Source organism: Humibacter ginsengiterrae (assembly GCF_054780115.1).
Map to the genome: position 1 here is coordinate 80367 of NZ_BAAGWY010000009.1, position 20408 is coordinate 100774.

At 67.4% G+C, this 20408-nt stretch carries 18 protein-coding genes; 10 read left to right on the forward strand and 8 right to left on the reverse strand.

Annotation, left to right across the window (positions count from 1 at the left end):
• Positions 1-305: 305 nt before the first annotated feature.
• From ACYVII_RS12105 to ACYVII_RS12115, 3 genes are all read right to left on the reverse strand, one after another.
• Positions 306-1937: an HNH endonuclease signature motif containing protein gene (locus ACYVII_RS12105; protein WP_460535317.1), complete on the reverse strand. Its 1632-nt coding sequence runs from the start codon at positions 1935-1937 to the stop codon at positions 306-308.
• Positions 1938-2342: 405 nt separating this feature from the next.
• Positions 2343-2615, reverse strand: a complete 273-nt coding sequence (locus ACYVII_RS12110; RefSeq protein WP_440292978.1) for a hypothetical protein — start codon at positions 2613-2615, stop codon at positions 2343-2345.
• Positions 2608-2787 (reverse strand): hypothetical protein, encoded by a 180-nt coding sequence (locus ACYVII_RS12115; protein WP_460535319.1) that lies wholly within the window; start codon positions 2785-2787, stop codon positions 2608-2610. The genes ACYVII_RS12110 and ACYVII_RS12115 overlap by 8 nt, the downstream gene beginning before the upstream one ends.
• A gap of 18 nt (positions 2788-2805) precedes the next feature.
• Here ACYVII_RS12115 and hemQ point away from each other — a divergent pair, with 18 nt between their 5' ends.
• The 5 genes from hemQ to idi all read left to right on the forward strand — a co-directional run bounded on the left by hemQ (position 2806) and on the right by idi (position 7223).
• Positions 2806-3603, forward strand: a complete 798-nt coding sequence (gene hemQ, locus ACYVII_RS12120) for a chlorite dismutase family protein (protein ID WP_460535321.1) — start codon at positions 2806-2808, stop codon at positions 3601-3603.
• Positions 3600-4802 (forward strand): ferrochelatase, encoded by a 1203-nt coding sequence (locus ACYVII_RS12125; protein WP_460535323.1) that lies wholly within the window; start codon positions 3600-3602, stop codon positions 4800-4802. The genes hemQ and ACYVII_RS12125 overlap by 4 nt, the downstream gene beginning before the upstream one ends.
• The gene (gene hemC / locus ACYVII_RS12130; RefSeq protein WP_460535325.1) at positions 4799-5827 is read left to right on the forward strand and encodes a hydroxymethylbilane synthase; all 1029 of its coding nucleotides are present in this window, start codon (positions 4799-4801) and stop codon (positions 5825-5827) included. The genes ACYVII_RS12125 and hemC overlap by 4 nt, the downstream gene beginning before the upstream one ends.
• Positions 5824-6630: a uroporphyrinogen-III synthase gene (locus ACYVII_RS12135; protein ID WP_460535327.1), complete on the forward strand. Its 807-nt coding sequence runs from the start codon at positions 5824-5826 to the stop codon at positions 6628-6630. The genes hemC and ACYVII_RS12135 overlap by 4 nt, the downstream gene beginning before the upstream one ends.
• A gap of 65 nt (positions 6631-6695) precedes the next feature.
• On the forward strand, positions 6696-7223 hold the full coding sequence (idi, locus tag ACYVII_RS12140; protein ID WP_460535442.1) for an isopentenyl-diphosphate Delta-isomerase: 528 nt from the start codon (positions 6696-6698) through the stop codon (positions 7221-7223).
• Between the two features lie 25 nt (positions 7224-7248).
• On the opposite strand, the gene ACYVII_RS12145 is transcribed toward idi, so the two are convergent.
• A complete protein-coding gene (locus tag ACYVII_RS12145) occupies positions 7249-8286 on the reverse strand; it encodes a DUF4037 domain-containing protein (protein ID WP_460535330.1) in 1038 nt (345 codons plus the stop codon).
• Positions 8287-8339: 53 nt separating this feature from the next.
• Positions 8340-9533 (reverse strand): RimK family alpha-L-glutamate ligase, encoded by a 1194-nt coding sequence (locus ACYVII_RS12150; protein WP_460535332.1) that lies wholly within the window; start codon positions 9531-9533, stop codon positions 8340-8342.
• Between the two features lie 63 nt (positions 9534-9596).
• On the opposite strand from ACYVII_RS12150, the gene ACYVII_RS12155 reads away from it, so the two are divergent.
• Positions 9597-10094 (forward strand): ATP-dependent zinc protease family protein, encoded by a 498-nt coding sequence (locus ACYVII_RS12155; RefSeq protein WP_460535444.1) that lies wholly within the window; start codon positions 9597-9599, stop codon positions 10092-10094.
• On the opposite strand, the gene ACYVII_RS12160 is transcribed toward ACYVII_RS12155, so the two are convergent.
• The gene (locus tag ACYVII_RS12160; RefSeq protein ID WP_460535334.1) at positions 10091-11515 is read right to left on the reverse strand and encodes an MFS transporter; all 1425 of its coding nucleotides are present in this window, start codon (positions 11513-11515) and stop codon (positions 10091-10093) included. The genes ACYVII_RS12155 and ACYVII_RS12160 overlap by 4 nt on opposite strands.
• Positions 11516-11823: 308 nt before the next feature.
• Between ACYVII_RS12160 and hemB the strand changes: the two genes are divergently transcribed.
• The 3 genes from hemB (at position 11824) to ACYVII_RS12175 (ending at position 14748) form a co-directional block, all read left to right on the forward strand.
• The gene (gene hemB / locus ACYVII_RS12165) at positions 11824-12750 is read left to right on the forward strand and encodes a porphobilinogen synthase (protein ID WP_460535446.1); all 927 of its coding nucleotides are present in this window, start codon (positions 11824-11826) and stop codon (positions 12748-12750) included.
• A gap of 80 nt (positions 12751-12830) precedes the next feature.
• Positions 12831-14210, forward strand: coding sequence for a glutamate-1-semialdehyde 2,1-aminomutase (locus ACYVII_RS12170; RefSeq protein WP_460535449.1), 1380 nt, complete (start codon positions 12831-12833; stop codon positions 14208-14210).
• Positions 14211-14379: 169 nt separating this feature from the next.
• Positions 14380-14748 (forward strand): hypothetical protein, encoded by a 369-nt coding sequence (locus tag ACYVII_RS12175; RefSeq protein ID WP_460535337.1) that lies wholly within the window; start codon positions 14380-14382, stop codon positions 14746-14748.
• Positions 14749-14793: 45 nt separating this feature from the next.
• On the opposite strand, the gene ACYVII_RS12180 is transcribed toward ACYVII_RS12175, so the two are convergent.
• Positions 14794-15342 carry a helix-turn-helix transcriptional regulator gene (locus tag ACYVII_RS12180; RefSeq protein ID WP_460535339.1) on the reverse strand — a complete coding sequence of 183 codons (549 nt, stop codon included), beginning with the start codon at positions 15340-15342 and terminating at the stop codon, positions 14794-14796.
• 401 nt (positions 15343-15743) lie between these two features.
• Here ACYVII_RS12180 and ACYVII_RS12185 point away from each other — a divergent pair, with 401 nt between their 5' ends.
• Positions 15744-18989, forward strand: coding sequence for a LamG-like jellyroll fold domain-containing protein (locus ACYVII_RS12185; RefSeq protein WP_460535341.1), 3246 nt, complete (start codon positions 15744-15746; stop codon positions 18987-18989).
• Between the two features lie 583 nt (positions 18990-19572).
• Here the strand turns inward: ACYVII_RS12185 and ACYVII_RS12190 are convergent.
• The gene (locus ACYVII_RS12190; protein ID WP_460535343.1) at positions 19573-19953 is read right to left on the reverse strand and encodes a hypothetical protein; all 381 of its coding nucleotides are present in this window, start codon (positions 19951-19953) and stop codon (positions 19573-19575) included.
• Positions 19954-20408 lie beyond the last annotated feature (455 nt).

The following is a 20408-nucleotide window of genomic DNA, read 5'->3' on the forward strand; positions in this document are numbered from 1 at the left end:
TGCCCGCGGCAGGTCGCGTGCGGGAGGTCGCGCGGCGGGAGGTCTCGCGGCGGGTCGTGACGCGGCGCTCGCGTGCGGGAGGTCGCGCGGCGGGTCGTGACGCGGCGCTCGCGTGCGGGAGGTCGCGCGCGGCGGGTCGTCACGCGGGGATCGCGGGCGCGATATGTGGTTCATTCCCGGTAGCGGCCCCGTAGGCGGCGCCTTCAGGTCGTCGCGCCGCAGGTTGCGGCTGCAGTTGATCGTGCGGCAGATGCTTGCACCGCCAGCGGTTGGCGGCTACTTCACGCTGCCGGTAAGGTTGGCGGCTACTTCACGCCACCCGTAAGGACGCCTCGCGCGAACGTTGTCGCTCGTTCGCCTGGCGGCCGTCGCTTCGCGAGCCTTCGATGATGAGCCCAGCCAGATGACTTGGTGCTGAGTGCGATCGGGGCCTGTGACGGGTCGACGCTCTTCGGGGGCTTCAGGAAGTACTGGGCGCCGTCTCTGCCGATCTTCCAGCCGTTGTTGTGGAGCAGAAGATGGTGAAAACGACACAGCAAGACTCCGTCGGCGATGTCGGTCTTGCCGTGATCGGCGTACCATTCCTCGCTGTGGTGGGCCTCGGTGCTCCAGGGTGGTCGATCGCATCCCGGCCATACGCATCCTCCGTCACGCACCTTGAGAACGGTGCGCTGTCGGCCGTTGAACAGGCGGCTCTCACGGCCAAGATCGAGCACACTCCCGCCCCGGTCGGTGTGAATCTCGACGGTGCCGGCGTCGCAGAGGTGCGTCTCGACAACGGAAAGCGGAACAGCGTCGACGCTCCCCTCGAGGTGCCCGATGCCGAAGGCGACTCCCTGGGGAGCGTCGTCATCGCGGGTGACCATGACGCGGACGGCGGGCCGGTGCGTGCGCAGCGTGGTCGATGCATCCACCTCGGCGCCGCTGCGCAAGACATCCATGACCGTGTCGAGCGCCAACTGCTCATTGCTGCGCGGATCGGTCGTGAGCTCGTTCGACCAGCGGCGATCATCTTCTGAGACGAATCGAGGACCGCCCCTCCGTGGGCTCAGGGCCAGATCGAGGAGCTCTGTCACGAACACGCCGGACTCGTCGTCGAAAACAGCGTGAGCTGTCAACTGGCCGTCCTGATTGCGGCGCATGGTCCAGGAACGATTGTCATATCGGCGCTGCCACCGTTCACGTACGCCCTGCGGGTCGATCTCGTCGCGCTTGCGCCGCGCGAGGCCGAAGATCTCATCGACGTGCGCTGACTTCGCCTCCTCGACGAGCTCGCCCGCCGCGAGCCGCATGGTCTCGCCGTCGCAGGTCGAGCTCGGCTCACCGAGACCTCGCGCGAGCGCATCGCCGGCAGCAGGCGAAAGGATGCCCGCACTCACCGCAGCGACGATCGGGTGATTCCACGGCAATGGAGCGGGACTCGAGGCTGAGCCGTCACGATGGTCACCGGCGTCCCCCTGCGGTCCGTCACCGGCCGGTCCGTCACTCTCGACGCCAAGGACGCCTTCCGATCCCTCGGCCATTCGCAATGCTCGTTCGGCGGCATCCACCTCACCCATCGCTCCGCCCAGCCGCACCTGACGGGACGCCTCGCCCCGGCTAGCGCCGGTAAGCGACTGCACGAATCGCACTGCGTTCTGGTGGCCGTTCCGTTGCGCCAGCCCGGCATGCCCCAGCACTCTCTCGGATCGCTTCGCCGCGACTCCGGCCGCCGCAGTTAATACGGTGTCGAATTCCGCGCGGGCGCGGGAGGCATCCGTGATGAGCCTAGCCAGCACCTCATCGGCGAGCAGATCGATCGACTCGATCAGGGTGGGCTCTTCGGTGTTCGTCTGTGTCGTATCGCGGTCCTCACCTGTGGAATCGGTGCTAGCGAACGTCAAAGATGCACAGACACGAGAGGTCGTGTCCCTGAGCCGTTCGACGTTGGCGAGCATGCTTCCAATTTACCGCACACTGTCGAACGTAGCAACGACGGATGATGCCCCGTTGTGCGAAAGTACGGGCAAATACCAGCTGGGGACGGAGAGTCGGACCCGACTATTAATCGAACGTATCTTCGGTCACTGATCGCCGCAATCGGTGGCCCGGAGCGGGTAGCCGAAACGCGACCGACCCACGCGCCTGCGCCGTACCGTCCACCACTCCTCTGCGCGGTCGCCCGGCTACGTCGGTCCCGCGGTCAGCGGGCGGTGGCGCAGGCCTATCTCGCCGACGCGGGCAGGTCTCCATCAGACCTGCTCGCGTACAGCCTTATGACCCACTTCGGACCGAGGATGCCGTCATGGCTCGGCTAGCCGTAGGCGTCGCGCGACCCGTAGGCGTCACGTGACCCGTAGGCGTCATGCGACGCGGCGTGCTCGGTTCTTCCAGGAGAGGATCAAAGCCTCGAGCTGCCCGTTCGGGAGGTCGCGCGGGTGGTGCGCGAGCTCGTCCGCGAACTGCTGCTGCTCGACGTACGACAGGTTCTGCGCCCACGGGAACGCAGAGATCACCTTGGCGCGGGCATCCATGATCGGCTTCGCCTTGGCGCGGCTCGGGCGCTTACGGCGAGGGGTCGTGCTCGTGGAGGACTGCTCCGCGATACGGCTGGAGTTCTTCAACGATTCAGACATTTGTACCTATCAACACCACGAGGAGCAGTTTTATTCGGTTCATCCCAGTGATTTCGTCAGGTTTGTTCAGCATGCGTCCAAACGTGTTGAAGGCCAAGGGCTTGACTGCGCCGCCACTGCTCGTCGTGCGCAGGAGTGCGCCCCACCACTGCTTTTGCTGCTCAGCGGACAACGGGGGAGACTGGATGCCATGACACACCCGGCGGCTGCCGATGCGGCGTCCGATTCCCCCAGCACGAACAGCACCCCCGAAGCATCCGACCACCCGACGGATGCCGTCCCGAAGCCCGAAGAGCACGGGTCGACGGCCGAGCAGCCCGATGGGTTCACACTCTGGGCGGTGCTGCGACGAGACCCGCTGCGTCCGCTCAACCTCGAACAGACGAACGTGGAGTGGGCGGCGTCGGAACTCGCGTCCGCAGTGACCGAGGTCGAGGCCGATGGCGTCACGGTGCGCGGCTTCTACGACGTCTCGGGGCTGAAGGCGGACGCCGACATCATGATCTGGTTGCACGGACCGGTGGCCGAGCAGCTCCAGGCGGCCCTGCGGCGCCTCAAGCGCACGAAGCTGCTGAGCGACCTCCTCCCCACGTGGAACGCCATGGGCGTGCATCGCGGGGCCGAGTTCAACAAGGCCCACGTGCCCGCGTTCCTCAAGGGCATCGAGCCGCGGGAGTGGCTGACGGTCTATCCGTTCGTCCGCAGCTACGAGTGGTACCTTCTCCCCGACGCCGAGCGCAGTCGCATGCTCTCCGACCATGGCCGGAAGGGTGCGGCGTTCCGCTCGGTCCTGGCCAACACGGTCGCCGCTTTCGCACTCGGCGACTACGAATGGCTACTGCCGATGGAGTCAGACAATCTCGTCGATCTCGTCGACATGATGCGCGATCTCCGCGCGACGGATGCCCGCAGGCACGTGCGCAAAGAGGTCCCCTTCTACACGGGTCGGCGTATTCCTGTGACAGACATTCCCGAGGTCTTGCAATGACGACATACGACGCGATCCTGCTCTCCAGCTTCGGCGGCCCGGAGGGTCAGGATGACGTCATCCCGTTCCTGCGCAATGTGACGCGCGGGCGGGGCATTCCCGACGAGCGGCTCGAAGAGGTCGCCCATCACTACCGTCACCACGGCGGCGTGAGCCCCATCAACGAGCAGAACCGCCAGCTGAAGGCGGCGCTCGAGGCAGAGCTCGCCCGCCGAGGCATCGACCTGCCGATCCACTGGGGCAACCGCAACTGGAAGCCGTACTTCACAGATGCGGTGCGCGAGGCCCATGAAGCAGGTCACGACCGCCTGCTCGCCCTGGTGACCAGCGCCTACACGTCGTACTCCGGCGTCGGCCAGTACCGTGAGGACTTCGAGCGCGCGCTCGCCGAGAACGGGTTGACCGACACCATGTCGATCGACCGCATCCGCGAGTACTTCGACCACCCCGGATTCGTCACGCCCCTCATCGAGGGCGTCGAGTCCGCCGTCGCCGAGCTCACGACGGACACCGCAGACGGCGTAACGGATGCCGTCGCAAGAGACGACGTCCACATCCTGTTCGTGACGCACTCGATCCCGTCGGCCGCGGCCGAGGCATCCGGACCGCAGTTCGGCAAGGGCGGCGCATACGTCGCGCAGCACTGCGCCGTGGCGCACGCGATCTCGGATGCCGAGGCGCGTCATGCAGCAGTGCGTGCGGCCGAGCGTGCCGCGCAGGCGATCGGCGACGCCGTGCAGTCGGATGCGGGCCGGGCGGTCGCAGACATCCCCTGGTCGCTTGTGTACCAGTCGCGCTCCGGCGACCCTCGCACGCCGTGGCTCGAACCCGACATCAACGACGCCATCGCCGACCTCGCCGTCGACGGGCACACGAAGGCCGTCGTCATCGTGCCGTTCGGATTCGTCAGCGACCACATGGAAGTGATGTGGGACCTCGACAACGAGGCCGTCACGACTGCGGCCGAGAGCGGGTTGCGGGCCGCGCGCGTTCCGACGCCGGGGACGCATCCGGCCTTCGTCTCCGGCCTCGTCGACCTGATCGAGGAGCGATTGAACGACGTTCCGCCCGAGCAACGTCCGCACGTGACCGAGCTCGGTCCGTGGCCCGACCACGAGCCGGTCGGGGGGTCGCGCGAATCGGTCCATCCTCACCACGAGCCGGTCAGCGCCCGCGGAGAGAAGGTCGCAGCGCGATGACGGCCCTGCGGGTCGGAACACGTGGCAGCGCGCTCGCTCTGGCGCAGACGCGCCAGGTCGCCGACTCGCTGGCGAAGGCATCCGGCCTCGAGGTCGAGCTGATCACGATCACCACGCACGGGGACACGACGACCGAGTCGCTCTCGCAGCTCGGTGGCACAGGTGTCTTCACGTCCGCCCTGCGGGATGCCCTGCTGCGTGGCGAGATCGATGTCGCCGTGCATTCGCTGAAAGACCTGCCGACCGCGGAGCATCCGGATATCGCGCTGGCGGCGGTGCCCAAACGAGCGGACGCCCGCGATGTGCTCTGCGCCCGCGACGGGCTCACGCTCCAGACCCTGCCGGAGGGCGCGCGGGTGGGAACCGGGTCGCCCCGGCGCATCGCGCAGCTGAAGGCGCTGCGTCCGGATCTCGATGTCGTCGACATCCGTGGCAACATCGACACGCGGCTGGGCCGCGTCTTCGGTGACGCCGACGATGATCGGCGGCTCGACGCGATCGTGCTCGCGGCCGCCGGCCTCGGCCGACTCGGGCGAGCGGATGCCGCGACCGAGCATCTCGAGCTCGCGGACTGGCCCACTGCTCCCGGTCAAGGTGCACTCGCGCTCGAGACGCGCCGAGAGAAGGATGCCTCGCCAGAGGGCCGAGCGCTCGCGAAGGCGCTCGCCGCCGTGAACCACGCGACGACGCGGGCGAACGTCGACGCAGAGCGCGGCGTTCTCGCGGGTCTCGAAGCCGGATGCGCTGCCCCGCTCGGCACCACCGCACTCGTCGAGGACGGCCTGCTGTTCCTCACCGCAACGGTCTACAAGCCGGACGGCACGCAGCGGCTCACGTCGTCGCACGCGACCAGCCTCGAGGGGAACGGCCAGGCTGCGCTCCTGGAAGCGGCAAAGGATGCCTCGCAGCGCGTCGTTGACGAGCTCCTGGCCAGTGGTGCTGCCGAACTGGCCCCGCTGGGCGGGGACGTGCCGGCGCAGAACCCGCGAACCGGCGACGGAACGCGAGGCGGTGACGTCCGATGACGGTGGGCGCCACCGGCCCCATACCCACGCAAGGCCCGAAACCCCTGGCCGGCTGGCGTGTTCTCGTGCCACGCGGCGGTCCCTGGGGCGATTCCGTGGCTGCGGACATCCGCTCCCACGGCGGCACACCCGTCGTCGCCCCGATGATCAACTTCGCCCCCACCTCCGATGCCGAGGCCCTGGAGCGTGCGCTGACCGGGCTCGCCGCGGGCGACTTCGACTGGGTCACGGTGACCAGTGCGACGACGGTCGACGTGCTGTCGGCGCATCAGGCGCGCATCCACCAGAACACCCGCATAGCTGCGGTCGGTGAGACGACGGCCGCAGCACTGCTCGCAGCGGGCTACCGGGCCGATTTCGTGCCGGCCGACGACAGTTCGGCCGCTGGCATGCTCGAGGAGTGGCCTGCCGTGACGCGCGGGGTGGTTCCGCTGCGCGTGCTCACCCTGCGCAGCGAGATCGCGAAGACCACACTCACCGACGGCCTCACCGCGATGGGACATCACGTGCAATCGGTGGTCGCGTACCGCACCGTGGGCATCCCGGTGCCGGAGCAGGTCGTGGCGGATGTGGCATCCGGCCGCATCACAGCCATCCTGGTCACCTCGGGCAGCGTGGCCGAGCAGGTGCAGCAGCAGCTCGGTCCCGTTCCTGAACGCACGCTGGTTGCCGCAATCGGGCCGCGTACTGCGCGGGATGCCCGCCACTACGGTCTGCGCGTGGATGTCGTCGCATCCGATCGCACCGCAGAATCGCTCGTCGATGTGGTCGCGCAGGCAGCGGCGCGGCGGGTTTCGTCGTGACGATCGTCGACGGGCAGCAGGCTGAGCCGGTCGATTCCAGCGCCGGTACTGGCAGACTCGACCTCGTGAGCGTCGACCCGGCCCGTGTCGTGCTGCTCGATGACCATGGCAACCCGACCGGGACGGCCGAGAAGGTCTCTGTGCACGGCGCCGATACACCCCTGCACCTCGGCTTCTCGTGTCACGTGCTGCTGGACGACGGACGCGTGCTCGTCACGCGACGAGCGCTTTCGAAGCTGACGTTCCCCGGCGTGTGGACGAACGCGTTCTGCGGGCATCCCGCGCCGGATGAGTCGGTCCCGGATGCCGTGAGCAGGCACGCTCGCGACGAGCTGGGCATCCGCCTGGCCGACCTCGAGCTGGTGCTTCCGGACTTTCGCTACCGCGCTGTCGATGCCGGCGGGGTGGTCGAGTACGAGATCTGCCCGGTCTACATTGCGCGCGCGGTCGGGGAGCCGGTGCTCAATCCGGCCGAGGTGGCCGAGGTCGCCGCGGTGCGTCCGGCCGAGCTTGGCGCGGCTCTGCGCAGCACTCCGTGGGCGTTCAGCGCCTGGCTCGTGGAGCAGGCGAACCTGATGCCGCTGTACGCCTGACGGGGATAAGCCGACGCGATCGAGCTCAGTCCGCCTCGACGATCCGGCGCCGCGCCCGAGGGTCCATGAGCAGGTCGACGTTGTCGGTGCGCTGCTCCGCGGATCCGCGCCCGAGCGGCAGCGCGGCGACGGCGGAGTCGCGGATGCCTGACAGCAGTTCGACGACGATGTCCGGGTGGAGGTGCAGGTACGGGCGGTCCCAGAACGACTCGGTGGCATCGCTCGCGGAGGTCAGCCCGAGAGCGTTCTGCAGCTCGAGCAGCGTTCGCAGTGCGGCGGCGATGGCCGCCTGCCGATCGCCCCAATCCTCGGCGAGAAGTGAACGATCGAGGGATGCTCCGACCTCGGCGGCGCACTCGAGCCGGCCGAACATCGTGCCGAACCACTTCGCATAGGGCGGCCAGCGTCGCTCCAGCAGGAAGGCGAGGTGCATCGCGACGTGCGCCAGCCGTGCGCACACGATGCGGGACCCGCGATCGTCGCCGACGTCACCGGCCCTGCTCATCAGAGGGAGCTCCTGTTCGAGCCGAGCCCAGTCGCACGCCAGCACATACCGCCAGAGGTCGTCCGGGTACCACGCGATGGCGCGCCGGACTCGACCGAGGTCGCCCGTGTCGTCGGCGAAGACGGGCCCCGCCACGACCTCGAGCACGGCCTGGCCGGTGAGCGAGAGCCAGTCGTCGGCTCCGATGCCGTCGCGCGGGTCGAAGCCGAGGCGGGCATCCAGAAACGATCCGAGCGTGCTCACGTCGATGCGGTGCCTGGCCTCGGCGGTGCCGCTGAACGCGAAACGCGTTGGCAGGCCTGCGAAGCTCGTGGGGAGCGCGCGTTCGAGCTCTGCGTCGACGGCGAGCACGGCATCCGCCGGCACGAACAGGGTCAGCCGTAGCCCCCAGTCGTGGTCGCGCGACATCGCGTCGTCGAGCCCGAGCACGTCGGATCCGGCGCCGAGTCGGCCCGCCGAATGCGGCATGCCGGGGAATCGCTCGCGAAGCAGCGGTCGCACGAGCTCGGTGTAGTACGCGCGGGAGAGCCGGATGCCCGATGAATCGCTGGACGCCATCTCTCCATATTGCCGTCGCTCGTCACCACGCCGTGGAGCGTCGTGCGGTGCGGTCAGGCTTCGAGCTGAAGCGCATCCTTCGGCAGCTTGCGCACCTTCGTGCGTCGCCGCCTACGCGCCGGGATCATCGACCGCATCTCCTCGAGCTTTCCGAAGCACAGCAGGCGGTCGCCCGCCTCGAGCTCCGTGTTGCCGCGCGGGTTCGGGATGACGGCAGCACCGCGATGCAGGGTGAGCACCGTGATGTCGCGCTCGTCGAGTCCGGACTCGCGGAGTCGCTTGCCGACGAGGTCGGCATCCGCTCCGACGGCGAGTTCGGCGACGCCGTAACCGGTCGAGACGGTAAGGCGCTGGCGCACGTCGATCTCGGGGAAGGCGACCTGGTTGTCGATGTAGTCGACGATGGCACCGGCCACGTCCAGTCCGGTCGCGGTCTCGATGCCCTGCAGGCCCGGCGACGAGTTGACCTCCATCACGAGCGGTCCGTCGTTGCTCTCCAGCATGTCCACACCGGCGACGCGCAAGCCCATGATCTGCGCCGATCGCACGGCTGCCTGCTCGTACTCCGGTGGCAGGTCGATCCGTTGCACGGAGCCACCCCTGTGCACATTCGACCGGAACTCGTCTCCGCTCGCGACCCGCCGCATCGCGGCCACGACACGATCCCCGACGACGAGAGCACGAACATCCCGCCCCCTGCTCTCGGCGATGAACGACTGCACGAGCACGTTCTGCTTCGTCGAGTGCAGAGTCTCGATGATCGCCTCGGCGATCTTCGCCTCCGGCGCGAGGATGACCCCGATGCCCTGCGTGCCCTCGAGGAGCTTGATCACCACAGGGGCCCCGCCCACCGACTCGATCGCGGTGCGCACGTCGGCGCGGCTGTGCACGAACGCGGTCGCGGGCATCCCGATGTTGTGCCGGGAGAGAATCTGGTTCGCACGCAGTTTGTCGCGCGAGTTGGTGATGCCGTTGGCGGTGTTCGGCGTGTAGACATCCATCTGCTCGAACTGCCGCACGACGGCGGTACCGAAGTAGGTGATGGAGTTGCCGATGCGGGGGAGGATGGCGTCGTAGTCCGACAGCAGCTTGCCGCGGTATTGCAGGTCGGGCTCGTCGCCGGAGAGGTCGATCGAGAACCGCAGCGTGTCGAGCACCTTCACTCGGTGCCCGCGATCCGTGGCGGCCGCGCGGAGCCGCTGCGTGGAGTACGACTGCGGGGCGCGCGAGAGGATGGCCAACTTCACCGTGGCGGCTCCTGGAAAGATGGGGGAATGGGGAAAGCGAGCGAACCGGGGCCGTCGACGCCGATGCACCGGGTGCGCTCGACAGCGGGTGCGCCAGTCCATTCAAGCACCGTCCTGGGGTGGCGCGAGTGGGTTGCCTTGCCGGCGATCGGTGTGCCATGGGTGAAGGCGAAGCTCGACACGGGCGCGCGCAGCTCGGCGCTTCACGCGTTCGACATCGAGGAGCTCGACGGCGGCGACCGTGTGCGGTTCCGGGTGCGCCCCTGGCAGGACTCCGACCGTGACGCCGTGGTCGTCGAATGCCCCGCCTACGACCGCCGGCTCGTGCGCAGTTCGTCCGGTCACGTGCAGCACCGGTACGTGGTGCTGATCGAGTTGGAGCTCGGCGGCCACCGTGTTCAGGCGGAGACCACGCTCACCAACCGCGATGAGATGGGGTTCCGGATGCTCGTGGGCCGGCAGGCCCTCCGGCAGGGCGGTTTCGTGGTCGACCCCGGACGGTCGTTCGTGGGCGGCAAGGCACCCCGGCCGGTGCGCCGCCGCAACCGCGGGAAGGCCTAGGGGGCTTCCGGCGCCTGTTCCTGGTAGCTGCGTGGATGCCACGTTGCCAGCAGCACCGCGTGCACGATGGCCAGCCCCGTCGCGATCGCGACGATCGTGAGCCACTGCGGTACGGCATCCGGTCCCGACCCGTTCACGAAGACGGCGCCGAGCACGGTCGTGGCGAGGATCGCCCCGACGTAGCGGGACGTCTGGAGGATGCCCGCGGCGACGCCGACATCCTTCGGCGAAGCTGATGCGTACAGCGCCTGGCTCATCGCGATGCTCACCACACAGTACGGCGCACCCATCGCGGCGGTGATCAGCAGGATCGCGATCGGTGTCTGCGTGGCCCCGGCGATCGAGAGGAGGGCCGCGCCGACGATGAGGCCGAGGCCACCGACGATCAGGGTGAAGCGCAGGCCGCGCGACTCGATCCAGCGGGCGCCGAGCGGCGTCAGGCCGATGGTGACCGCCGCCAGCGGGAACATCAGCAGCCCGGTGATGCCCGCGTTGTATCCGCCGTGCTCCTGCAGCAACTGCGGCAGCCCGAAGAACGCCGAGTAGTAGACAAGGTTGAACACCGCGAAGCACAGGTACACCATCATCAGCGATCGATTGGCTGCGAGCAGCCGCAGGTCGATGAAGGGGACGGATGCCGTCACCTCCCGCCACACGAACCCCGCGCCCGCCAGCACGGCGACGGCGAGCAGCCACCAGTCCGGCGACGACTGCAGGCCGAGTAGGAAGATCAGCAGGGCCACGAGCATCCCGATGAAGAGGACGACGCCCGGGATGTCGGACTGGGCGAGCAGCGTGCGGAACCGCTGCGCCTTGCGCGGCGCGTCCGCGGGGGCGAGCATCCTCGTTCCGATCAGCGCCAGCGCGGCCAGCGGAACGTTCACCGCGAAGATGGCCGGCCATCCGAGCGTGCTCACCAGAAGACCGCCGAGCACGGGGCCCACCGCCGCGCCCGCGGTGTTGGCGATCTGGATGCGCCCCAGCAGCCGGGGAGACGACACCCCGGACTGCGCGCTGAGCGGCCGCACCATGGCCACGGCCGACGGGAACGCGGTGGCCGTTCCGATCGCAAGACCGACGCGGCCGACGCAGACGAGCGCGAACGACGGCGCGAACGGTGTCAGGGCGCTGACCACGATGACGACGCACATGCCGAAGATGAACAGGCGGCGCGGTCCGAACCGGTCGCCGAGCCGCCCCATCAACGGTTGCCCGGCAGCCGACGCGAGGTAGAACGCGGTGATCACCCAGGTCGCCTCGGCGATGCCGAGCGCGAACGTCTTCTGCAGGTCGACGAGCGCGACCGCGATCATCGAGGAGTTCAGCGGGTTGAGCGTGGTGCCGAGGCTGAGGCTCGCAACGGCGAGGCCGGTGCGGCGACGTGAGCCGGGTGCGGGTTCTGGGTCGGATGCCTCGCTCACGATCCCGTACCCACGTCTTCGATCGTAGCCACGGCGACCCGAGTCGTTCTGCGCGGGACGCTGCACCCTCGAAGTGATACTAGGTGTATGCGCCGAGACCTGGTGCTGTGCGCCCAGCGTCGTCGCGTACGCCCAGTCTCATCGGTGGGACGTGCCGCGCTGCCGGCGCGGGCGCGGACGCCGGCTCCGCACGCCGGTCCGCCGGGGGCGCCCCGAGCGAGCACCCAGGGCACACCACCTAACCTTGAACGGTGAACGACGTGCTGCATCCGACTGTTCGCCCGCGACGTCTCCGCACCACAGCCGCCATGCGACGCCTCACCGCCGAGACGCGGCTGCACCCCGCCGAGCTGATCCTGCCGGTCTTCGTGCGGGAGGGCATCCGCGAGCCGCAGCCCATCGCATCCATGCCCGGGGTCGTGCAGCACACGCTCGACAGCCTGAAGGACGCCGTGAACGAGGCGGCAGAGGCGGGCATCGGCGGCGTCATGCTGTTCGGCGTGCCCGAGACGCGGGATGCCGTGGGCAGCGGCGCGACCGACGCCGATGGCATCCTCAACGTGGCAACCCGGGCCGCGGTCGCCGAGGCGGGCGACGCGCTCGTGGTGCAGACCGACCTCTGCCTCGACGAGTTCACCGATCACGGCCACTGCGGGGTTCTGGATGCCGCAGGTCGCGTCGACAACGACGCCACGCTCGAGCGCTACCGCGACATGGCGCTGGCGCAGGCGGATGCCGGCTCGCAGGTCCTGGGACTCAGCGGCATGATGGATGGCCAGGTCGCCGCGGTGCGCGACGCACTCGACGGCAAGGGCTACACCGACACCGCCGTGCTCGCATACGCGGCGAAGTATGCGTCGAGCTTCTATGGTCCGTTCCGCGAGGCGGTGGACTCCCAGTTGCAGGGCGATCGTCGCAGCTATCAGCAGGACCCGGCCAACCGGCGCGAGGGCCTGCGCGAGGCGCGGCTCGATCTCGACGAGGGCGCGGACATCCTCATGGTGAAGCCCGCGATGTCGTACCTGGATGTGCTCAGCGATGTGGACGAGATCAGTGATATTCCGGTCTGGGCATATCAGGTCAGCGGGGAGTACTCGATGATCGAGGCGGCCGCCGCGAACGGATGGATCGACCGCGACCGCGCTGTGCTCGAGACGCTCACGAGCATCCGCCGCGCTGGCGCGGACGCGGTGCTGACGTACTGGGCGGTCGAGGTGGCGGAGTGGGTGAAGTGAACCCTGTAGCCGGAAACAACGGGAGCGCGGTCGAGGTAGAAGCAGATGCCAACGAGCGCGAGTTCGCCCGCGCCCAGCGTGTGATCCCTGGCGGAGTGAACTCGCCGGTGCGGGCGTTCCGCTCGGTCGGCGGCGCGCCCCGGTTCCTGGTGTCGGCTCAGGGTCCGTATGTGACCGACGTCGACGGCCGCGAGTACGTCGACCTGGTGGCGTCGTGGGGCCCGGCGATTCTCGGCCACGCGCATCCGGACGTCGTGGCAGCGGTGCAGGATGCCGCCGCTCGGGGGCTGAGCTTCGGCGCGTCGACGCCGGCCGAGTCGGACCTCGCCGAACTCGTGATCGATCGCCTCTCGGTCACCCCCGGCTCCCAGCTGCTGCCCGGTCGCTCGCTCGTGAAGACACGACTCATCGACGAACTGCGCCTCGTCTCGACCGGCACCGAGGCGACCATGACGGCCATCCGGCTCGCTCGCGGGTTCACCGGCCGCGACCTGATCGTCAAGTTCTCGGGTCTCTATCACGGACACTCCGACGGCCTGCTGGCCGATGCCGGCAGCGGCCTCGCGACTCTCGCGCTTCCTGCGTCGGCCGGCGTCCCCGCACCGATCGCCGCGCAGACCGTGGTGATCCCGTACAACGACCGCGAGGCCGTGCGCAAGGTCTTCGCGGAGCACGGCGACCGTATCGCCGCGATCATCGCCGAGGCCGCTCCGGCAAACATGGGGGTCGTTGCGCCGGCGCCCGGGTTCAACCAGTTCCTCGCCGACACGGCCCATCAGCACGGCGCGCTGCTCATCCTCGACGAGGTGCTCACCGGATTCCGCGTCGGCCCGGCCGGCTACTGGGCGCTCGACGCGTTCGCCATCCGCGAGGAGGATGACGGCAGCCGCGCGCTCGTCTCGCCCACCTACCTGCCGGACATCGTGACGTTCGGCAAGGTCATCGGCGGCGGGATGCCCCTGGCCGCCCTCGGTGCCCGCCGCGAGATCATGGAGCGGCTCGCACCCGTCGGCCCGGTGTACCAGGCGGGCACGCTCTCCGGAAACCCGGTCGCGGTGGCGGCCGGCCTCGCCACGCTGCGCCTCGCGGATGCGGATGTCTACGCGCGCCTCGACCACGTCGCCGCGGTCATCTCCGAGGCGGTGGACGACGCGCTGACGGCATCCGGTGTTCCGCATTTCGTCTCGCGCGCGGGCAACCTGTTCAGCATCCAGTTCCGGGAGACCCCCGCCGTCGACTACGCGAGCGTGCAGGCTCAGGATGCCTTCCGCTACGGTCCGTTCTTCCACGCGATGCTCGACGCCGGCGTCTCGCTGCCGCCGAGCGTCTTCGAGGCGTGGTTCGTCACAGCCGCCCACGACGACGCCGCGGTGAACCGCGTGCTCGACGCGCTCCCCGCGGCCGCCCGAGCCGCGGCATCCGCTCGCCCGGATCAGAGGGCAGACCGCGGTGACGGTTGAGTACCTCAAGCACAATGGCGACTTGTATGGCGAGTACTATTCCATCCCGGTACATGGCGACACCGTGAAGGCTGGGATCCGCCAGGTGCAGACCGCCTTCCCGAATACCCCGGAGAACTGGAATTGAGAGGCAGCGACATGACGACCAAGCTCAGAGCCCGTGCGTATCGTGACGACGACGGCACGTGGGATCCCCGAGCTGACTTCGAACACCCCTAGCGGAGCAACCATCGTCGCGACCGGCAGTGCGCTCACGTACCGCGGGGTTAAGAGAGCCGCCTCCGACCTCGCCTCCGTGTGGCTCGATGTCGAGCCACACGAGATTGAGGTGGACGTGGTGATCGAAGCCCCCAACGACGTCGTGGAGCTCATCACACAGAGCAACCTCGCAGCGGCAGAGGCCGAAGCGGCTATCGCGCGCACGGACCAACTGCGCCGCGAAGCCGCCCGCGCCCTCCGAGCCGAGGGATACCCCCTCGAAGCGGCCGGCGCTATTCTCGGCGTCAGCTACCAGCGCGTGCAGCAGCTCGCGAGTTGAACAGAGAGAAATGCGCCGCGCAGTCAGCGCATCGCGGCGAACCGTTCAGTTCCCAGCCAGTGCGTTCAATGCAGTGATGGTCCCGCTAGCGGCCAACGGTGCGGCGACAAGGATGCCAAGTTCCCTGGCTCTTCGCAGCACCTCTACGCGTCCCCGACCGCCGAGCTTGCGGCCGATGTTGCTGATGTGGTGCTTGAGCGTGACCGGGGAGATATTCAGCTGAGCAGCGATGTCGTTGGTGGGAACCTTGTTCACCAGAAGCAGGAAGACCGCTGCTTCCCGCTTGCTCAGCGTGGAGTGGAGTAAGGAGCTGTCCACGATCTCCGTCACAACGTCTTCCCGTCGCACTGTGACACCCGCCGAGTCGAGCACAAGAGCGATGCCGAAGAGCAGGTGCTGCGCGAGGCAGATGGCGATCTCGACGTTCCGGCCGGGGAACACAAGGTCAAGATCCGTCAGCGCCGTCTCGAAAAGCAGGGCGGCTCCCGCAAGTGCGACGCCGGGCCGGATTCCGCTGTCGGCCAGTTCCACTACGGCGCGGCGAGTGTCGAGCGACGGTGATTCACCGACAGGGCCGGTCAGGGCGCTGAGCACTGCGCGAACGACACTTCGCGCGTAGTCCGCCCTCTCGGCTGAGAGCTCGTCAGTGGCAATGAGCGGACTGAATCGCGTCGACGACCGCCTCTCCTTCGTCTTCTGCTGTAGCTGTCGCGGGAGGAACTACTCCAACCGGGATGGCGAACACGGTCTCAACGGTCATCGTGGGATGGTTCCTGGTGCTTACGACTGGGTGGGGACGCGCAACTATACCGCCGTCTTCGCCTCACGCTGTACATCCCCGGTTTCCTGCAATTGAAACAAGTACGCCGCGGTGCCGGGACGGAGGGCACAAACGCTGCCGAAATTGGCCCCCCGAGTGCCATATCTTCAAGCGCGGCTCATGCCCTAGCCTCAACGCCAGCCCATTTGTCTGCCATGGGAGAGGTACGGCACGGATGTCCTTCAGTAAGCGAGCACGGATCGCGGTATTTGCCGTGACGTTCGTCATCGGGGCGTGCCTCACGCCCGTCGCAGCCAACGCCACCGGCATAGCTTCGGCGGACCCGCGCCCGGTCCCCGGTGCGGTTGCGGACGCCGCGTCCGCGGGTTCGGAGTCCGATGCCTCGGCGATCGCCCGTGCACACAACCACTCGGTGGTGGTGGATTCGGAGACGACTCCGACGTCGCAGATCTCCGCGTTGCCGAACGGGTCGTTCCAGTACGAGGCGGATTCGGTTCCGGTGCGGGTGAAGCAGAACGGCACGTGGGGCAAGATCGACACCGCGCTGACGCAGCTGAGCGACGGCCTGTGGGCGCCGACGGCGTCGGCGGCGCAGGTGCGCTTCGGTTCCGGCGGTTCGAACGTGCTCGACAAGGTGCAGACCGTCGGCGGGGACTGGATCACCGAGACGTGGCCGTACGGAAACCTGCCGACACCGTCGGTGTCCGGTTCGACGGCAACCTTTGCCGACGTGCTGCCTGGAGTGGATGTCCGTCTGACCGCTACGGCGTCTGGCATGTCGGATGTGCTGGTGATCGAATCGGCTACGGCGGCGACGAACCCGAAGCTGCAATCGCTGAATCTCCCCGTTTCCGGGGCGACGATGGCGGCTGGGACGGCGGATACGGCGAAAGCGCGTGCGACGGACGGTTCCGCGGTGGTGTCCGCGTCCCCGTTGTGGTGGGACTCCTCGGATGGTTCCAGCGCGAAGGGCCCACACGGCGACGCGCCGGTGCGCCCCTTGCAGCATTCGACGGACGCGCACGGTGTGACGATGAACATCGCCTCCACGATCACAGCGTCGAAGCCGACGTACCCGGTGTTCGTGGACCCGGACTGGAGCACCGGGGCGAACGCGTACTGGTTCACCGACGCCGCGTATCCGAACCAGTCCTACCTGAACGGCAACTACGCCGACGGGATCCAGGCCGTGGGCATCAACGCCCCGTACCAGTCGGACATGTTCTGGCAGTTCCCGATGGGCGCTATCGCTGGCAAGTACATTGAGAACGCCGTCGTGAACACGACGCAGGTGTGGGCTGGAACGTGTTCTCTCACCCCGATCGACGTCCACGTGTATGGGCCACAAGGCCCGGGATTCACGTGGAATCAGGAGCAGTCGTGGTCCGGGCAGTGGGGCGGCATTCTGCAGTCGCAGAACCCCACGGCGGGTTGCCCTGGGCAGGCTGCGGGCGCTGTCGGTTGGAGCGTCACGAGTGGCGTCGCTTCATATGCTGCGGCCAGTCGAAGCACAATCCAGTTCGCATGGACCTATGACAACCCGAACAGCAACTATTCGCGTCGTCACTACTCGCAGTCCGCGTCGCTGATCGTGACATATGACTCGGCGCCAAACACACCGACCAGCCCGGTGTTTTCATCACCGCCTCGAGCCTGTGGCACGTCGACTTCGCCCGTAAAGGTCAACGGTAACGACCCGGTGACGTTTCAGGTGAATGAGTCTGATCCGGATGGGGGAAACGTCGGCGTCGACTTCTTCTACGGGCAGGCGACGAGCGGGAACGGTGCTCCTACCTCGACGACCAAGTACACGACGCCATTGCAGGCCGCTGGCGCTATTCGCTATGCCGCGCCAGCTGGCAGTTTCACGGACGGGAACACATACGCGTGGTACGCGAGAGGCACCGACTACACACTGGTATCGGCGAATACCGCATGGTGCTACTTCACCGTCGACAACTCGCAGCCGTCGGCACCGTCTATGCCGACAGGGCCGATCACGGGGCTCACCGTCGGCACTGGCACAACGCTGCAGATCGGCGCGACGGGACCGGCAGCCGACACCGCCGAGTTCGAGGTGTGGGTCGCGCCGGGCACGGACCAATCGACAGTGCCTGTAGTAATCGGCTCTGGTGCGCTGCCGACTTGCGGTAGCGCACAGGGCGGCGCTCAGTTCGTGTGCCCTTCGAATGGAACGGCCACCGTGACGGTTGCGGCCGTGGATCAGACGTCCACTGCGTGGGCGGTTGCCGTTGATGGTGCAGGCAACGAGTCCGCGCTCGCAGGCGTGGAACTTCAGGCAGCCGAGGCTGATACGGCGCTGACGGGTGCTCATGGGTGGCAACTGGAGAAGTACCCGCCTTCGACGTACTCGGCTTTGCCCGCCACGATCAACGATGACAATCAAACGGCCGGTACTGATTTGAATGCCGCGAAGAACGTCACGATCGGACAGGGACTGTCGTTGACGGCTCAGGACACCGTCCCACCGGCGTCATCGGCCTCCTACGTGTATTCGTTCAACGGCCTGGTGTGGCTGGACCGGGAGTTCAACGGCACTTATCACGTCTCGGACACCGGTGGCACGATTCAGTCGGGTTACACGGTGGAGAAGGAGCTGGGTCAACTCCTTCCCACTACGACCGGTGGCACGTCGCCCCTGGGTGCGACGACGGCGATCTATTCGTGCGCCTTTTCGAACAAGACGAACATGACGTCCTCGAATGCGAGTTGCGAGGGAACCGGGGCAACCCCGACACTGATCGGCTACTCGTTCAATTCGCAGCCCTCGGGTGTCCCGTCTGTGCAGCTCTACCGGTGCACGAACGGCAACGATCGCATCACCACGACCAGCACCACGTGCGAGGCGTGGAACAAGACACCGGACGGGTCCCTGGGGTGGTTCCTGAACACAGGAAATGTGGCAACCGGCACCACGACGACCGGGCAGGCAATTGACACGACCAAGAGCTTCACCGTCTCGGCATGGGTGAAACCGGTGCAGGATGCGAATTCGCCCAAGTACCGCACCATCATGTCCGAGGCTGGCCCAACCCGTGCTGGCTTCGTGCTGCAGCAGAACACCACGTTCGGACCAAACACGGGTGGTGAATTGAGCTTCTGCGTCAACTCTCAACTTAGCGGCGCTACGAACTCGTGCGCGACGGCGAGCTCAGGCGCCGTGGATGGACAGTGGCTGTTCGTCACCGGCATCTACGACTCGGTCAATCAGCAAGTGCGGTTGCTGATCGGTGACATCATCAAACCGGTCGCAATCGGGTCACATCAACCGGTGAGCGGGCAGGTATCCGCCAGCGGTGCGGTGATGATCGGCAATTCGGTCACCAACGGCAAGGTCTGCGATGGCTGGGGAGGGGAGATCGCCGACCCGGTGGTGCTTCCCTTCGTTATCGACACGAACCAACTCGACAACATCTATTACGAGACTCCTGTCGCCTGACGGACAACCCAGAGGACAAAGCCATGCGTGCTTCGAGAACGTTGATCCCGCTTGCAAGGCGGTCGGGCGTTGTTGCGGTAGTCGGGGCCCTGGCTTTGGTGGCCGGACTTCTTCAGTTGGCTCCGGCGTCCGCGGCGGGCGGTTCGGCCATCAGTTTCGATCGCGGCATCAAGGTGCCCGGTCACGCCGCCGGCGCGGTTGCGTCGACTGTGACGGCCTCGAAGAGCGCGCCCGTGACGAGTGCGACGCTGCCGGGTCCATCCACCTCGACGCTGTCGCTTACGGCCGGGGACGCACAACGGCCGGTGAAAACGCATGGTGCGAAAGGTGCACTACCCGCGACCGTGACCGGTACTTGGCAGAGTGCAGGAAGTTCCGGTCTGAGTGTCGCTGCTGCGGCGGTGCGCGGAAAGAACGCGAAGCCATCCCAAGTGACACTCAGCGTTTTGAGCGCCGCCGACGCGAAGAAGCACCACCTCTCGGGCCTCGTCGTCAAGCTGTCCAAGACCGGTGGAGACACCTCCGCAAGCCCGATCGCTGTGCAGGTGCCTGATTCCCTGTTGAACGGTCTTTACGGTGCGGACTACGCGGGACGCCTCAGATGGGTGCAGTTACCGGATTCATCGGCGACGATGGCGCGGAAGACATCGGCGACCACTACCGCTGAGACGCCGGTCGCCACCGCCCTGGATTCGAGCACGAAGTCCCTTGTAGCTACCCCAGAGGTGTCGGCGTCCCCAATGCTATTAGCGGCGACATCCGCACCGGTATCTGCGTCGGGTGCTGGGTCGTTTGCGGCGACGCCGTTGAAGCCGTCGTCGGCGTGGCAGGTGTCGGCGCAGACGGGTGATTTCTCATGGTCGTATCCCATCCGGGTGCCACCAGCTGCTGCCGGTCCCGCACCGGATGTGTCGTTGTCGTACGACTCCCAGTCGGTGGACGGGGAGACGGGGTCGACGAACAATCAGCCATCCGCGGTGGGCGAGGGTTGGCAGCTGGGCGGTGGCGGATTCATCGAACGCACCTACGTCGCCTGTGCCCAAGACGACGGACCTTCCGGTCCGGTGACGACGTCCGGGGATCTCTGCTGGAAGACGGACAACGCCACCATCTCAGTTGCTGGACATTCCGGGACCCTGGTGAAGGACTCCTCGAGCGGGGTCTGGCGGTTGCAATCGGATGACGGCACCAGGTTCGAGCACCTCGCCGGCGCGAGCAACGGGTGCGGGGCCAGCAATGGCACGTATGACGATGACTGTTGGCGGATGACGACCACCGACGGCACGCAGTACTACTTCGGGATGAACGAGTTGCCCGGCTGGACCTCCGGGAATGCGACGACGAATTCGGCGTGGACGGTGCCCGTGTACGGCAACGACCCCGGTGAGCCATGCCATGCCGCCACCTTCGCGGCGTCGT